Annotated in this window: 12 protein-coding genes; 4 read left to right on the top strand and 8 right to left on the bottom strand. The window is 67.4% G+C overall.

The window, feature by feature from the left end; genetic code table 11:
• Position 1 precedes the first annotated feature (1 nt).
• The 6 genes from O7619_RS02845 to O7619_RS02870 all read right to left on the bottom strand — a co-directional run bounded on the left by O7619_RS02845 (position 2) and on the right by O7619_RS02870 (position 9,242).
• Complete coding sequence (locus O7619_RS02845; protein WP_282285489.1) at positions 2-3,598, bottom strand: type I polyketide synthase; 3,597 nt, start codon at positions 3,596-3,598, stop codon at positions 2-4.
• A gap of 14 nt (positions 3,599-3,612) precedes the next feature.
• Positions 3,613-4,404 carry an acyltransferase domain-containing protein gene (locus O7619_RS02850; protein WP_282285490.1) on the bottom strand — a complete coding sequence of 264 codons (792 nt, stop codon included), beginning with the start codon at positions 4,402-4,404 and terminating at the stop codon, positions 3,613-3,615.
• Entirely contained in the window at positions 4,394-5,563 is a 1,170-nt protein-coding gene (locus tag O7619_RS02855) for a hypothetical protein (protein WP_282285491.1), read from the bottom strand. Before O7619_RS02855 ends, O7619_RS02850 begins: the two co-directional genes overlap by 11 nt.
• A 707-nt stretch (positions 5,564-6,270) precedes the next feature.
• On the bottom strand, positions 6,271-7,446 hold the full coding sequence (locus tag O7619_RS02860) for a zinc-dependent alcohol dehydrogenase (protein WP_282285492.1): 1,176 nt from the start codon (positions 7,444-7,446) through the stop codon (positions 6,271-6,273).
• The gene (locus tag O7619_RS02865; RefSeq protein WP_282285494.1) at positions 7,443-8,414 is read right to left on the bottom strand and encodes an SRPBCC family protein; all 972 of its coding nucleotides are present in this window, start codon (positions 8,412-8,414) and stop codon (positions 7,443-7,445) included. The genes O7619_RS02860 and O7619_RS02865 overlap by 4 nt, the downstream gene beginning before the upstream one ends.
• A gap of 246 nt (positions 8,415-8,660) precedes the next feature.
• A complete protein-coding gene (locus O7619_RS02870; protein WP_282285496.1) occupies positions 8,661-9,242 on the bottom strand; it encodes a type 1 glutamine amidotransferase domain-containing protein in 582 nt (193 codons plus the stop codon).
• 212 nt (positions 9,243-9,454) lie between these two features.
• Between O7619_RS02870 and O7619_RS02875 the strand changes: the two genes are divergently transcribed.
• Positions 9,455-10,324 (top strand): aldo/keto reductase, encoded by an 870-nt coding sequence (locus O7619_RS02875; protein ID WP_282288653.1) that lies wholly within the window; start codon positions 9,455-9,457, stop codon positions 10,322-10,324.
• A 103-nt stretch (positions 10,325-10,427) separates the two neighbouring features.
• Here the strand turns inward: O7619_RS02875 and O7619_RS02880 are convergent, their stop codons facing one another.
• Both O7619_RS02880 and O7619_RS02885 read right to left on the bottom strand, forming a co-directional pair.
• Positions 10,428-10,835: a DUF2267 domain-containing protein gene (locus O7619_RS02880; RefSeq protein ID WP_282285498.1), complete on the bottom strand. Its 408-nt coding sequence runs from the start codon at positions 10,833-10,835 to the stop codon at positions 10,428-10,430.
• A 131-nt stretch (positions 10,836-10,966) separates the two neighbouring features.
• Positions 10,967-11,650, bottom strand: coding sequence for a TMEM175 family protein (locus tag O7619_RS02885; RefSeq protein WP_282285499.1), 684 nt, complete (start codon positions 11,648-11,650; stop codon positions 10,967-10,969).
• A gap of 982 nt (positions 11,651-12,632) precedes the next feature.
• Between O7619_RS02885 and O7619_RS02890 the strand changes: the two genes are divergently transcribed.
• From O7619_RS02890 to O7619_RS02900, 3 genes are all read left to right on the top strand, one after another.
• On the top strand, positions 12,633-13,601 hold the full coding sequence (locus tag O7619_RS02890) for an HNH endonuclease (RefSeq protein WP_282285501.1): 969 nt from the start codon (positions 12,633-12,635) through the stop codon (positions 13,599-13,601).
• 233 nt (positions 13,602-13,834) lie between these two features.
• Complete coding sequence (locus O7619_RS02895; protein WP_282285502.1) at positions 13,835-14,464, top strand: DUF4365 domain-containing protein; 630 nt, start codon at positions 13,835-13,837, stop codon at positions 14,462-14,464.
• A 53-nt stretch (positions 14,465-14,517) separates the two neighbouring features.
• Entirely contained in the window at positions 14,518-15,759 is a 1,242-nt protein-coding gene (locus tag O7619_RS02900) for a hypothetical protein (protein ID WP_282285503.1), read from the top strand.
• Positions 15,760-15,845: the final 86 nt, after the last annotated feature.

Genomic DNA, 15,845 nt, shown 5'->3' on the forward strand with positions numbered 1-15,845 from the left:
CTCAGTTACCGCTCGCGCCGAACTCTCGCAGTTCGTCGACGTGGTACGCGATCTCGGCGACGGTGCGGTCGGCGAGCAGGTCCGCGACGTCGTACGACACACCGTGGTAGACCGCGATGTTGTTGGCCACCGTGGTCGCCATGATCGAGTCGCCGCCCAGGTCGAAGAAGTCCGCCTCCACGTCGAGCCGGTCGTAGCCGAAGGCGAGTGCCAGACACTGCGCGACCGACCGTTCGGTGTCGGAGTAGTCGCCACCGGCGCGGCCGTCGAGTTCGACCGACACCGCCGCGACAGTCGTCTGGATCCTGTCGGTGGCCTTCGCCAGCCGGGCCTCCAGCGCGTGCATGTGCCGTTCCACCGTCGCCTCGATGTCGGCGGAGAGCCCGACGTCGTAGGAACGCAGCAGGTGGATGAGTTCGCCACCGTAGTTGAGTTCGCCGGCGAACAGCCGGGACCGGCGGGAGCGCAGGCCGGCGTCGAGGACGGCCAGGCCCACCGCGGTCGGGATGGCCTTGAACATGGTGTCGCCGTTGGTGCCGAAGTCGACCGCCATGCCGATCTCCTTCCAGGCCACCCAGTCCAGCGCGATGACGTGGCACCGCCCGCCGGCCCGGGACCTGGCCAGGTTGTCCAGGTAGTAGTTGGCGGCGGCGTAGTCGGCCTGACCCGGGGCCGGAAAGACCGAGGCGACCGAGGAGAAGTGCGCGACGAAGTCCGGCGGGTCGTCCCGGGTCGCCTCGTCGAGGACGAAGGCGGCGTGCAGTTTCGCCCGTACGACGGCGTCGAAGTCGTCGAGGTGGCGGAACATGACCGTGCTTCCGCCGGGCAGACCGGCGGCGTGCACGATGCCGTCGATCCGGCCGTGGCGAAGGCGGATCTGGGCGACCGCCTCGGCCAGTGCCTTGCTGTCGCCCGCGTCGGCCGCCACCGCGTCCACCGTGGCGCCCAGTGCCTCCATCTCCCGCACCACCCGGATCCGGCCCGCCTGCGGCCCGTCCGCAGCGGGCCCGGTCAGCTCGTCCCACCGGTCGCGGGGCGGCAGTCCGGATCGGCTGAGCAGGATCACCGTGATGTCGTGCTGGGCGACGGCGAAGTCGCGGGCGACGGCGAGGCCGAGCGCGCCGGTACCGCCGGTGATCAGGTAGGTGCCACCCGGCGTGAGATACGGCCGCGGCCCCTCGGCCTCGACGCTGAGGTCGATCTCGGGGACCTCGACGAAGACCTCGCGCAGCCGCTGCTCGCCCCGGAGGACCGACAGGCCGTGCTCGTCGGCGAGGATCTCCGCGCGCAGCGCGGCCGGGGACACGGCCAGGTCGACGTCGATGTGCCTGACCTTGACGTACGGGTACTCCCGCGCGATCACCTTGCCGAAGCCGACAAGCGCGGCGTTCTCGGTGACCGCCGTCGTCTCGCCCTGGTGGGCGCTGACCGCGGTCCGGGTCAGTACCACCAGGTCGAGCTTCGCGCCGGCAGCCATCAACGCCTTGGTCAGGTGGAACAGGCCGTACAGGTTCTTGGTGGACCGACGTTCGACCTCCTCGATGTCGGTCGCCGGGAGTTCCTCGAACGCCAGGGCGTAGACGAGGTGGGTGACGTCGTGTTCGTCGACGAGCCGCACGATGCGTTCGATCGACGCCACGCTGTCGGCGGTGAACGCCTCTTCGCCCGGTTCGACCGGCTCACCGAGGCGGACGATCCGGCTCGCCGCGGGCAGGGCGGCGGCCAGCAACCCGCCGGCCTCGGTCGCCGGATCGACAAGCGCCAGTACGGTTCCCGCCGGGGTCGCCTCCGGTGTCGGTGCCGGCGTGGGCCGGAGTTCGACGTCGTGCGTCACCGGATGGTGCTCGGTGGCGCGCTCCAGTGACAACGTCTGCCGCCAGTCGTCCGGGAAGCTCAGCCAGGCGGTGCTCTCGTCGAAGACGTAGCGGGGCAGCCGGACGACCCGACGCGCCTGGCCGGCGGCGAGTGCCCGCCAGTCGACCGGCGCGCCCCGCAGGTATTCGGTCGCCGCCTCGGCGAGCCGGCCGACGACGGGTTGCGGGATGTCGGCGAGGACCCCTTCCAGCCCTCGGCGGAGATCGTCGGGGCCGGTCACCAGCAGGGCGATCCGATAGCGGTGTGCCGAACGCGAGACCTGGGTGGTGTAGCAGACGTCGGCGATGTCGAGGTCGTCCAGCCCGCCGCCGTCGATGAACGCCAGATAGCTGCGGACCAGCCCGGTCAGTGAGCGGGGCGTGGCCGCGCTCAGCGTGAACAGGTGCTCACCGGCGGCGGAGAGCGGGCGGGGCTCCGCGACGTACTCCTCGACCACGACGTGGGCGTTCGTGCCGCCCAGGCCGAACGCGCTCACCCCGCAGCGACGCGGTCCCTCCGGCGACTCCCACGGGACCAGTTCGGTGGGGACGAAGAGCGGTCCGGAGGCGAAGTCGAGTTTGGGGTTGGGCGTGACGAAGTTGGCCTGTGGCGGGAGCATCCGATGCCGCAGTACGGCCACCGCCTTGAGCAGGCCGATCACCCCGGAGCCCTCGAACAGATGGCCCACGTTCGCCTTGACCGTGCCCACCGCGCAGAAGTTCCGCTCCGCCGTGTGCTGGGCGAAGGCCATCTTCATGCCCTCGTGCTCGATCGGGTCGCCCACCCGGGTGGCCGTGCCGTGGGCCTCGAAGTAGCCGAGCGTGCGTGGGTCGATGCCGGCGTTCTGCCACGCCGCGAGCAGCAGGTCTGCCTGCGCCTGGGAGTTGGGGCTGGTGATGCCGTCGGTGTGGCCGTCGTGGTTGACCGCGCTGCCCTTCAGGATCGCGTAGATCTGGTCACCGTCGGCGATGGCCTGCTCGGTCCGTTTGAGCACGACGGCGCCGGAGCCCTCACCGAAGCCGGTGCCGTCGGCGGCCTCGTCGAACGTCCGGGTGACACCGTCGGACGATTCGATGCCGATCGCCGAGTGGGGATGCTTGACTGGCGCGAAGACGATCCGGGCGCCGCCCACCACCGCCATCTCGCAGTCTCCCGCCAGCAGGGCGTTCTTGGCCTGGTGCACCGCGACCAGGGTGGCCGAGCAGGCGGTGTCGACGACGATGCTCGGCCCCCGCAGGTCGAGCAGGTGAGAGAGGCGGTTGGCGAGCATGGCCGGGATGTTGCCGGTGATCGCCTGCTGGCTGGCCGAGGGCTCGATCCGGGAGAGGTAGTCCATGTAGGTCGCGCCCGGGTTGGTCGCGAAGCCGACGAAGACCCCGGTCCGGCTGCCACGGAGCCGGTCGGCAGAGTATCCGGCGTCCTCCAGGGCGAGGAACATGGCGCGCAGCGCCATGCGGTGGTGCGGATCGGTCAGCGTGGCCTGCCGGGGGGTCATCCCGAACACGGTGTAGTCGAACGTGTCGACGGTGTCGAGGAAGCAGCCGTTGTGGAAGTCCAGGTCATCATCCTCCACCGGCTCGACGGTGGTGGCCCGTAGGTAGTGGATGTACTCGGCCAGGGTGTCCCGGCGGTGCGGCGGGAACGGCCGGGTGAGGCTGGTGCCCGTACTGATCACCCGCCAGAGGTCGTCCAGGCCGTTCACCCCGGGCAGCTCCACCGAGGTGCCGACGATCGCGATGCTCATGCTCCGTTGTCCCTTCAGTGGATCCTGCTCACCAGCGCGGTCAGGGTGCTGCCGTGGACCTCGTCGAACCGGGTCACTCCCGCCGTCCGCAACGTGGTGACCGCGCGCACCCACTGCACCGGCGCGGACACCTGGCGGGCCAGCAGCTCGGCGCCCTCGTCGGGGCGGAAGACCGCACCGGTAACGCTGGACACCACGGTGCCGTGGCCGTCGGCGAACTCGCAGGCTCGCAGCAGTTCGCGCAGTGCGGGCTCGACCGGCGCCATCAGGGGGGTGTGGAACGGCCCGCTGACGTTGAGCGGAACGACTCGGGCGCCGGGCAGGGCGCCGATCGCCTTGGCCGCGACGGCGACCTCGACCCGGTCGCCGGCTATCGCGGTCTGCGTGTCGGCGTTCAGGTTCGCCACGTGGACGCTGGACAGACCGGTTTCCCGCAGGACGCGCTGGACGAAGGCGGCCGGCACCCCCTGCACCGCCGACATGGCTCCGCCTGTGACACCGGCCATCAGCTCCCCTCGGCGTCGTACCAGCCGCAGCGCGGTACCGAAATCGAGTACGCCCGCCGCGACCAGTGCGTTGTACTCGCCCAGACTGTGTCCGGCGAAGAACCGGTAGGCGTCCGGCTGTTCGTTGGCCCGCTGCATTCCCAACAATGCGTTGACCACAAAAACGGCGGGCTGGGCGAATTGGGTGTCCCGCAGCCTTCGGTGCGGATCCCGGGTGCACAGCTCCTCGATGGAGTAACCCAGAATCCCGTCCGCCAGCGCGGTCACCTCCGGAAACTGGACGAAGAGGTCAGCGCCCATTCCTTTGCGCTGCACGCCCTGGCCGGGAAAGAGCAGACACTGCATGCTGGCCTCCTGTCGCCTGGGCAGCGGAAAACTGTTGAATCGGCTCGAACACCAGACGTCGTGCGCTGCCCCGCAGGCACTCCCTGGTAAACCGCCGTGCGGCCGGCCCCGGCCCGCAGTCCACGATGTGGTCGACGGCCGCGTCGTCGATTGCGTGTCGGGTCACGAGTTCCCATTCGATGGGGCGGAGCAGTACCTGGTTGAGGAACTCCTCCACCAGATCCGACGACCCCTGGAGATTGCGTGGGCCGTCGGTGGCGTACACCGGCAGCCGCAGTCTGTCGCCGCCCGGCAGGTCGCCGATGAAGTGCAGGTCGCCGCCGACCCGCTCCGCCGCCGGCGCGAGGTGCGCGCTGTGGAACGGGATGGTGGTGGTCAGAAACGCCCAGCTCACGCCGGTCCGCTCGAACAGCGCCTCGTGGTCGAAGTAGAGGTCGAGCAACTCCCCCGCCGCGCCGCTGAGCACGTAGGTGTCCGGTGAGTTGGCCAGGCTCACCGAAAGGGACCCCCCGCCGGTGTTGAACGCCGCGACGATGCCTCGCAGATCGTCCCGGGGCAGGCCGGAGAGGGAGGCCATCGGGCCAGGTGGGGCACCCCGACGGGCGTTGGCCAGATAGCGGTCGACGGCGTCGGCGTCGGGTGTGGCGGCGGTGGTGAGCTGGTGTCCCCGGACCAGGGTTAGCGCTAACAACCGCAGGCACACGGCGGCCACGTCCAGGAACTCGTCCATCCGCCGCAGTCGCATCCCGGCGATCATGGCGGCCAGCAGACCGATGCTGTGGCCCAACGACCCGACGACGCCCTCCGCGCGGCGCCGAGCCGGTTGCAGGTGGCAGACCTGGAGGATGTGCACGCAGAGCCCGGCGGAAACCGAGTTGTGCAGGACCTCGTCCGAGGCGCCGGTCGCCGGGCCCAGCCATTGCCGCAGCGGAAGATCCGCCGGCCCGCTCCGTGCCGGTGCCGGCGGGTCGAGATAGGCCGCCACCTGGTCGAGGGTTTCCCTCACGACCTGGCAGTAAGCCGCATTTTCGGGAGTGGCGAAAAGACCGCGGAGTGCCGGTAGGAGATTGTCGTTGGTGCCGCCAAGGCCGTCGAAGAGCAGCAGCGTACGCACAGCCGACCTCCACTTTCGGGCCACTGGGTGATCGATATCAGGTCGGGGTGACGTGCGGCTAAAGAATGCCTGCCCGCATGGCTTGTGGCTTTTCGTATCGGGGACACTAGCAAATGATATGGCTCAATGTAAACAAGGTCGTTGGCGAGCAGTGGCGGATCGTCGATCCGCCGAGTGGGGCGGATCCTGCGCTTCGTCACGGGCGGTGACGTTGCCCACCGTGGACTTCACACGGATGTCAATTGTGGTTAACCGAAATGACACGGCCAATGTGAGGTCGGAGGACTTTCCGGTCCAATAGTGCGGTGGGCCGGAGGTTCGCTGTCGGCTGTTTCCGGGCTCGGCCACCCGGTGAGCGATTGTGCGGAGAGCGCACCGGCAGTCGGCCGGCGAGCTTCCGGTGGGCCCACCGGGCGCGGTACCGGAGCCGGCCAGCCCGGGTCGGCCAGCGGGGTGTTACTGAGAGTTGTGACATGGAACGGTAAACGTCCCCACCGAAACAGCGGAGCATCAGACGAGCACCGGGCGTCCTCATGGCGGACGATCAAGGCCGCGTTCGAGGAGAACATCAGCCCCGTTGGCGACCGGACGGTCACCGCGGAGGACTGGCAACAGTCCGCAGAGCCTTCGCCGACCCTGCGGTGATGGAGGCCGCGTGGTCCGCAACCCCGTTAGTAGTCCAACGGCACGGCGGTCGTCGCCGATGGTCAAGGTTTGAGGACGACCTTCTCGCAGTTGTCCTGCTTGTTCTTGAAGATCTCGAAGCCGCGTTCCGCCTCGTCGAGCGGCAGGGTGTGGGTGATGACCCGGGTCGGATCGATCTCGCCACGTTCGATGCGCCGCAGCAGCGGCTTCATGTAGCGCTGCACGTGGCATTGACCGGTACGCAGGGTCAGCGCCCGGTTCATCCAGGCGCCGGCGGGGAACTTGTCGAGGAAGCCGCCGTACACGCCGATCACCGACACGATGCCACCGCTGCGGCATGACGTGATCGCCTGGCGCAGCGCGTGCGGGCGATCGGTCTCGGAGCGGACCGCCTGCTTGACCCGGTCGTAGGCGTGGATGTGCGCGGCACCGTGGCTGGCTTCCATGCCGACCGCGTCGATGCACTTGTCCGGTCCCCGCCCGCCGGTCAACTCCAGCAGCCGGGACCGCACGTCCACCTCCTCGAAATTGATCGTCGTGTGGCCGGCCCGTTCCGCCATCTGCAGCCGGTACGGCTCCTTGTCGATGGCGATGACCTTCGCGGCGCCGAGCACCCGGGCGCTGTCCATGGCGAACTGGCCGACCGGGCCGGCACCCCACACCGCCACCACGTCGGTGGACTGGATGTCACACAACTCGGCACCCATGTAACCGGTCGGCAGGATGTCCGAGAGGAAAAGCACCTGTTCGTCGGTCAGCTCGGGCTCGATCTTGAGCGGACCGACGTCGGCGAACGGCACCCGGGCGTACTGTGCCTGACCACCGGCGAAGCCGCCGGTCAGATGCGAATAGCCGAAGATCCCGGCGACCGGGTGGCCGAACATCTTCTCCGCGATCCCGGCGTTGGGGTTGGAGTTTTCGCAGCAGGAGTAGAGCTCGGCGGCGCAGGCGCCGCACGCGCCGCAGGCGATCGGGAACGGCACGACAACGCGGTCTCCGACCCGTAGCTTGTCGGCCGGTACTCCCGATCCGACCTCGATCACCTCGCCCATGAACTCGTGACCCATGACGTCACCGTCCTGCATCGTGGGCACGTACCCATCGACCAGATGCAGGTCCGAGCCACAGATCGCGGTGGAGGTGATCTTCACGATCGCGTCGCGGTCGTTCAGGATCTTCGGGTCCGGTACGTCACGGACCTTGACCTTGTTGCGGCCCGCCCAGGTGTTCGCCCTCACGCGTCCGCTCCCTTCGCGAACTCGGAATCCGACAGCGGTTGCGCCGGACGCTGCGGGAACTCCTTACGGGCCCGTTTGCCCCACGGGGCACCCTCGGATCGCACCACCTGGCCGGTCTCCAGCACCTGCTTGAGTCGGCGCAGATCGTCGTCGAGCTGCTGGTGTGGCTCCTCACCGAAGTACTTGGCCACCGCCTTGCCGACCGCGCCGCCCGGGATGTCGTACGACATGACGACGTGCACCTCGGTGCTGACACCGTCCGGGGCGGGCACGAATTGGACGGTGCCGGAGTTCGGCACGTCGGCGTCGCCGGTCGACCGCCACGCGATCCTCTCGCCGGTCACCTCGTCGACGATCTCCGCGTCCCACTCGACGTGCCTGCCGAACGGAGCGCCGGCGGACCAACGGCTCGTACGGTCGCCGGTGGTGCGGATCTCCTTCAGGTGCGCCATGAACGTCGGAAGGTTGTCGAGGTCGCGCCAGAACGCGTAGACCTGCGATGGGGGTTTGCGGATGGTCGTGGTAGCTGTCAGCTCCATGAATCCTCCTCTGCGCGCGCCACGTGCCGCCCGCGCCGAACCGACTTCCTTCGACCGGGTTGCCTGCGCGGCCGTCAGCAGGTCGACCACCGTGATTCCGATGATGGCGCCCGTGACACCGACGAGGCGTCGCCGGCGGCGTCCGCTGCGGTGGGCGATGGCAATCCCGAGCGCGGCCAGGTCCATCGCGTCGCCCAAGACCCGGGTCCACGCCCAGATGCCCTTTCGCCGGCTCGTCAGGAGCCCGGCCGCGTGTACCAGCTCCCGCGCCCCGACCAACTGCACCACCGCCCGGGACGTCGCGAAGTCGTCCACGCCGCTGATCCGGCGCACCGTGTCCGGTGCCGCCAGCTGTGTCACGCCCAGACCGAGGCTCATCCAGCCCAGCCCGCGCCCCCGCCGCTGCACCTCGTCCTGCCTGGCCTTCACCGGCTCTCGGGCCGCTAGTCGAGTCACGGGTAGCCTCCGTATCCGGTCGCACCCTCCGCTTCACGACGCGGGGCGCGACCCGTAGGGGCCGGGAATACCCCTTTCAAACCACCCCAACCCGCTCACCGATGCTCGGGTGGATGGGTCTCCCTGTCCCGGTGCCCGCACCGTGGCCCTGCGGCCGGCGAGACGGCCGCCGCAGGGCTCAGGCCCGGCCCAGCTTCCTCGACCCTGAGCCCCACCGGGTCACGCCGTCGCCATTTGGCGAACGTCTTCGCCCTGGGCGAACTCCTCGACCATCTTGGCGCAGAAGGCCGGAAGGTCGCTGGGGTTGCGGCTGGTGACCAGTCCGTTGTCGACCTGTACCTGCTGGTCGACCCAGGTTCCGCCGGCGTTGACGATGTCGGTGCGCAGGCTGGGGAACGAGGTGACGGTCCGGCCGTTGACGACTCCAGTCTCGACCAACGACCAGGGTCCGTGGCAGATCGCTGCCACCGGCTTCTGTTGCTCGAAGAACGCCCGGACGAAGTTCATCGCCTGTGGGTTCATTCGGAGCCGGTCGGGGTTGACCGTCCCGCCCGGCAGCAACAGGGCGTCGTAGTCGGCCGGATCGGCCTGGTCCACCGTCCGGTCCACCCGATAGCGGTTGGCTGGATTGATGTCCTGGTTCATCGACTGGATCTCACCGGACTCCAACGAGATCAGGTGGACCTCGGCCCCCGCCTGCTCCGCGGCGGCCCGGGACTGGGTGTACTCCACATCCTCCACCCCGTCGGCGGCGAGGCAAGCGACTCGCTTGCCGGTCAGTGGCTGCTGGCTCCGCGCCATCTCTGCGACCTTCCCTTCGCGGCACCGCCCCGTAGGCGGCCCATCGCTCGAGCGCGGCTGCCTTCCCGGTGCGGGCACGGGCAAACAGACAAGCGAACGTCACTCAAGGGCGCGCAAGCGACCACCACCCCTCTGCACGGCGATGGCCGGCCCGGAGAAGATCCCTACCAGGTGTGCTGCCCCTCGCAGCGGGTAACGCAGGCAACCCATTGGTGCTGAAGCTCCGGAAAGGCCACGACATGACCCTCGCTGCCGAAGCGATCGAGCTACCGTCCGGCCAGACCATGCCCGTGCTCGGCCAGGGAACCTGGTACCTGGGCGAGCGCCCCGAGAGGCGGCAGGACGAGATCGCCGCCCTGCGCACCGGGCTCGACCTGGGCACGACCATGATCGACACTGCGGAGATGTACGGTGACGGCGCCTCCGAGGAACTCGTCGGCGAGGCGATCACCGGACGACGCTCCGACGTCTTTCTGGTCGACAAGGTGCTCCCGTCCAACGCCAGCCGACGGGGTACCGTGCAGGCCTGCCGCCGCAGCCTGCGACGACTCGGCGTCGACCACATCGACCTCTACCTGCTGCACTGGCGTGGCTCGCATCCGCTAGCGGAGACGATCGAGGCGTTCGCCGAACTCGTCGACGCGGGCGACATCGGGCAGTGGGGCGTGAGCAACTTCGATCTTTCCGACATGACGGACCTGTTCGAGGCGGGCGGCACCGCCTGCGCGACCAACCAGATCCTGTACAACCTCACCCGCCGCGGTCCCGAGTACGACCTGCTGCCGTGGCTACGCGAGCACGGAATCCCGGTGATGGCGTACTCGCCGATCGAGCAGGGCCGGCTGCTCGGCCACCCCCAAGTCGCTGAGACCGCCGCCCGGCACGAGGTCACGCCCGCTCAGGTGGCGCTGGCCTGGCTGTTGCGGCAGGACAGGATTGCGGCCATCCCCCGGTCGTCCAACCCCGAACACACCAGGGAGAACGCGGAAGCGCGCGACCTGCAACTGAGCGAGGAGGACGTGGCGGCACTCGACACCGCGTTCCCGCCGCCGACCGGCCCGCAACCGCTGGAGATGTTGTAGCGCCGCCCATCCCTCACCGCCGATCTCAGCGACCGGTGACGGCGCATCGGGACCCCCCTACCGCCCAAGCCTCTGGCGGGGTCCGCAGGCGCCCTCGCCACTGCTAGGTGCCAACCCGACGGGTCTGGAGCCGCTCCGCACTCGGCCCGGTCAACTGCCAGAACTCCTGCGGCAACTGCTCGACTACGTCCCCGTACTCCTTCGCTCTGACCGACTCACGAAGGGTGTCCAGCACCGCCCGTGCTCCGTCGGTGGCCACCTGGCGATCCACCCCGGCCCGTGACTGCACCCGTTCGAAGAACTCGGCCAGCCCGAACCGTTCCGGATCTTCGGTAGGCCTGGCCACCAGCCCTCGTAGTTCCTGAGGGAGTTGGAAGGCGAGGTCCCTCGCCTGACCCCCGGTGATCCTTTCTGCCAAGGTCTCAAGCGTGGCGCGGGTGATCGATTCCGCCTGACCCGGTGGAACCTTCGGTCGTCCTGCCACGGACTGGATGAACTCGGTGTAGTTCACCTGGGAACCCCTCTCGGACGGATTACGGCGGTTACCCGCACCCGCCGGGGTGAAACGGCGCTTCGACGGCCCGCAGCCCGGTGGTGGCGGAGGGCGATCCCGACGACGGCTCGGAGCCGGTCGTCTGACCGTCAGCTCCCCGATGCCGGGGGGCGACGCACGATCCGGCGGATGAGAGGTGCCTGGTTCAGACCGGCGCTGGTGACGGCGTAGAACACCGGCAGCACGACGAAGATCGCCAGGCCGGCGAGCGGTACGACCAGGTAACCGATGAGCCCTGCGGCGACGTAGAGGATGACCCCGACGAGTGCCCGCACCCGCTCGGCGGGGAAGTGCCCTTCACTGACCCCTTCCCTGAGTAGATCTTTGCGCCGGGCCAGATAGTGGAAGAACGTCAGCCAGCTCACGCACAGCAGCGCGCCGATCAGCGCGTAGAAGGCGACGGCCACCCGTTGGTCCTGCTGGTCGTGCTCCTGAAACGCGTGCGAGACGACGGCGGTCGGGAACGGCAGCAGCGCGGTGGTGAACAGGACGAAGAGGTTCACCCAGTGCAGGCCCCGATCGCTCTCCTTGATGCGGTTGAACGCGCCCTTGTGGTTCAGCCAGACGACGGCCACGTAGGCGTATGAGGCAAGGTAGGCGGCGTAGCCCGGCCACTGCTCCAGCAGCCCGAACAGCAGGCGACCGGGCGGTACGTCCGGCACCCGGAGATCCACCACCAGCAGCGTGATGATGATGGCCAGGACGGCGTCGCTGAACGCTATGGCACGGCTGGTGTCCGACCGGGTGCCGAGGTCGTCGGTTGACCTGTTCACGGCCGGTGGCTACCCACCCGCCCCGACGATAACCGGGCTCCTCGCCACCGGACCGATAGCACGAACACGAGCCAGATCAAGCGAACGGCGGCGAGTAGCAACTCGGAACTGTTGCGCGGCAACAGCTGGGCGTCGGGATGCGCGGTACAGCGGCGCGAGCAGCCAACGGTCGCTACGACCACCGGCTCGACGCTGTACCAGCAACGCTCCCACCGGCCGCCAGCCCGCCATGGAGCGCCGATGAGAATTCCGGGGGCACTTGCCGCTCGCGGCGTACATCCGCCGGAGGCTGCCGGTGGTCCCCACCGATGAGCGCGCAGAGAGAGGCTCACCGCGGGTCAGGCCGTACCCTGGCGGTTGGCCCTGCCCTCTCGGGCCGCCTTCGACCGGCCATGGTCGCGCTCGGTACCCGCAGAACCGGTCGCGGTGCGCTCGTGTCGCTGGTCCGGCGAGTGCTCCACGGTGGCCCCCTGCCGGCCCCGCGCTCCGCTGCCCGGGTGCCGGCTGCCCCGCGCCGACTCGCCGCCGCTGTCATGCTTGTTGCGCTTGTGGCTACCCATGCCCGGCGGGTACCCGGCGCCGGGGCACCCATGCTCTATCTTCGCGAGGTAGGCCAGCACGAACTGCCACCGAAACAGACGAGCACCAATGAAGCACCGACGTCCCGCCATACGGGGGACCGACGACCAGAAGGCCGGGAAAGAAGAAGGCCGTGACCCTCATTGCTGCAGGTCACGACCTTGATCGTTTGTGCGCCCGAAGGGACTCGAACCCCTAACCTTCTGATCCGTAGCTCCGGGCGACCCGGTCTCATGCGTCCGCCTGCGTTGTCACACCGCCGACGGCGGGCGGGCTCCGGCTACTACAGGCTGATGCGTTGCTGTACTCCACTGCTGTACCGCTGCCGCTGGGAACGGCGCCGGAGCCCTAGCCACTCCTCGCGCGAGGTGCTCCTGTCGCACTGACGTCTTAGCCTCAGCCCGTGACGCTCGCCGATGTAACCCGTGACGGTGTACTCGCCGCGGTACAAGAGTTCGACAGGCTCGGCCGTGCCGCCTTCCTCAAGTCCACCGGCTTTGGCCGGTCACGGGCCTACTACCTCGAACACCAGGGCAACCTTTACGACTCGAAACCGATCGTCGGCTATGCGCACGGCGTCAGCACAGGAACAGCATGGGGCCCCTCGAACTTCAGCGGCGGCGACAAGACCGTCGCCCAACGGCTGGAACGACTCGCTTTCACGGTTGCTTTCCTGCCGAACCCGGACTGGACGCGAGACGAAATCATCCTCGCTTGCGACCTCGTCCAGTCCAACGGCTGGCACCAACTCGACGCCAACGACGAACGGGTGCGCTCCCTCTCTGACCTGCTCCAGAGCCGCGCCATCCACCGCGGCCGCCGCAATCCAGACTTCCGCAACCCTGCCGGCGTCGCTCTCAAGACCTACAACATCGTCACCGAACGCAGCAACGGCAACCGACTGGACAAGCTGGTACGCCAGGAGTTCCAAGCTCACCCAGCTGAGATGCGGGCGCTAGCTGACCGCATCCGCGAGCTGCTCCATGAGGGCCTCGGCGTAGAGCCTGTGATCGACGATCCCGACGTCGACGAGATCTCGATGCGCGAAGGCGGCGTCACCTTGCGGGAGCACCTTCGCCGAGAGCGCAGCCCCAAGCTCCGTCGTCGGAAACTGGCCGAGGCGAAGCGGCGAGGTGTCGCCATCGCTTGCGAGGTGTGCGGATTCGACTTCCAACGTGTCTACGGCGACAGGGGACGTGACTACATCGAGTGCCACCACCGGACCCCACTGCACGTCTCCAGCGAGACCGATACCCGACTCAGCGACCTTGCCCTGATCTGCTCGAACTGCCATCGGATGGCGCACCGCGGCAGCCCTTGGCTGACGGTTGAGCAGCTCAGGGCGCTCGTGACGGCGTCATCAATCGCCTAGCAACTGTCCGACGACCGACACCACCGCAAGCGAGGGCTGGGTTCGTCGGCGAGAGCCAAGGGCGATTCCGTGTAGATATCTACCGATATACCTCAGCGCCGGCACCCATCAACCGGGCAGCGCCGGCACCTCCCCCAGACGACACGACGATGCCTGCTCACTGACGGCTATGGACTGAGCACAGCATCGCTTACTGTGGAGCGGAAGCTAGCTAGCGTCTGAGTCGACGGTGGGTGATCGAAGCCTTGCAAGAGCCGGGGATACCAGGGCCGCGCGTCGTCGCAGACGCGATTACCTCAGCTCGCGAGCAGGTCACGGTCCGGACTCGGCAGAGCCGCATCGAACCGGTTGATGCCCGCACCTACACCGCACTGCTTGAGCAACTTCAAGAGGGATTTGTCGCGACGGTCGCAGCCACGGCCGGTTGCATCGTGGAGTCCGTCAAACGGGACGTCTACGGCTTCGACGGCTGGCTGGTCCGTCCTCCTGTCAGTATCGGCGCGGGCGAGGAAACCATGGTCGCAGTGCAGCTGAAGAACACCACCACTGTCAGACCAGATCCAGCAAAAGGGTGGTTCAGCTACCAGTTCAAGGACCGGCGTTCGTTCGAGGTCCTTGCCCGGCCGCGACGCATGAAGGCGATCCTCCTCGTCATGGCGACACCGCCCCGGCAAGCAAGCTGGACAACCTCCGACCACGACTCGTTACGCGTCGAGCACTGTTGCTACTGGGCGAACCTCGAAGGCCAGGAAGCTGCCCCAGGCGTGAAGTCCCCAACCGTCCGGGTCCCGACCGCCAACATCTTTGATGCAAGATCCCTGACCGCTATGATGGATAGATTAGAGCGAGGGGAGGCGTTGTGATTAACCCTGACACTCTCCCCCCTCCTGACCGAATCGATCCAAACCGCCTCACAGTGCTGCTCGAAGAGCTGGGATGGCGCCTAGTTGGAGGACGTCAAGGTCTTTACAACCGCCTAGCTCCGCCTAATCTTGCAGATGAAACAGGCTTGCGCGGGTCGCTCGTAATTCCCCTTGACAGGGAAGCGCCTGAGTTTGCGGAATTGCTCTCAGCGGCTGTACTTGAAGTTAGCTCATCTGCAACTCAGGAACTATGGCAGCGCCTGATCGAGCCTCGTATAATCGCCGACCCAGCGGACCAATTCCAGTTCCGCAAAGAAACATCTGCCCCTGCGGGCCTCATTCCATGGAAGCTTGGAGAAGACTTAATCAAGTCCGCGAGAGCTACCCTCGCGGCAGGCGCAAAGACCTATGTTCAAAAGATGCGCAGGTACAGCAATCGCCTAGGCCAGTTCTCAGGCCGCTTCCTAGATACGGTAATGATGGGGCAAACCGCTGCTGGTAGCTATATCGTTACAGCCTACGCACCCACGGATGCCTCTATACCCGTCTTCAGCACCACCCCGCCAGGGGCAGGAGCTTACGGAGGACGAGTTGCGCGAGGCCGCGAGGTCACCTCAGCCGTCGCAGGCGCCCTAGGAGCGACAGCGGAAGCGCTCGATCATTACCGGAGAACAGCCTCGCTAAGCGGGTTTGAATTCGGCATACGAAGTGGAATCTCTTTTGAACTCTCCGCCGCACTGTATGAGCTTGCTCGGGACTCCGATGGCGGAGACATCCAAATTTCCTGGGAAGAGTCGGTTGACCTCCTTGAAGCCCCGTTCATAACATCATTTGAATTTTCGGGATCTGATGCACCGATCCTTCAGAGGGCTGCGACTTTCCTCAGTGGAGACGCCGAGGAGGTAACGCGACGCCGAACTCTTGTCGGGCGCGTTCACCTCTTGACCAAAAAACAAATGGGCGGGCCAGGCTTATTCGGTATCGAAACCTTGTCTGGCCTACCCCGCAAGGTGCGGGTGCGCCTTCGCGATATGGAGGACTACCACCGCGCTGTGCGTGCTCATGACGAGGATCTAGTACTCGCCGTTGAGGGCGAACTTGAACGCGATGGAAGCATGAATTGGCTCTACAATGCCGAGATACTCGCTGAGATTGGCCAAGCAAACGAAATTAGTACCCGCCTGGCCGCGATGCCCCGGATGGAGCAGATTTCAGTCGATGACTTCTTCGATCTAGATGATGCGGAAGACCAGGGTCTAGACGGTGAGGCACAGCAGGGCCCATCAGTGAGCTGATTCAGCCATCCCGTCTGCCGCCGACCCACACACCGTGGAGCGGGCCAGGGTCAGGGCGACAAGGTGGAGCGCCCTACCGGACGTAC

The sequence above is a fragment of the Micromonospora sp. WMMD998 genome (assembly GCF_029581235.1).
Taxonomy (GTDB): Bacteria; Actinomycetota; Actinomycetes; order Mycobacteriales; family Micromonosporaceae; genus Micromonospora.

Bases quoted from the DNA above. Each gene is read 5' to 3' on its own strand.
- O7619_RS02845 (WP_282285489.1), bottom strand. From the start codon at position 3,598: ATGAGCATCGCGATCGTCGGCACCTCGGTGGAGCTGCCCGGGGTGAAC.
- O7619_RS02850 (WP_282285490.1), bottom strand. From the start codon at position 4,404: ATGGGCGCTGACCTCTTCGTCCAGTTTCCGGAGGTGACCGCGCTGGCG.
- O7619_RS02870 (WP_282285496.1), bottom strand. From the start codon at position 9,242: ATGGCGCGGAGCCAGCAGCCACTGACCGGCAAGCGAGTCGCTTGCCTC.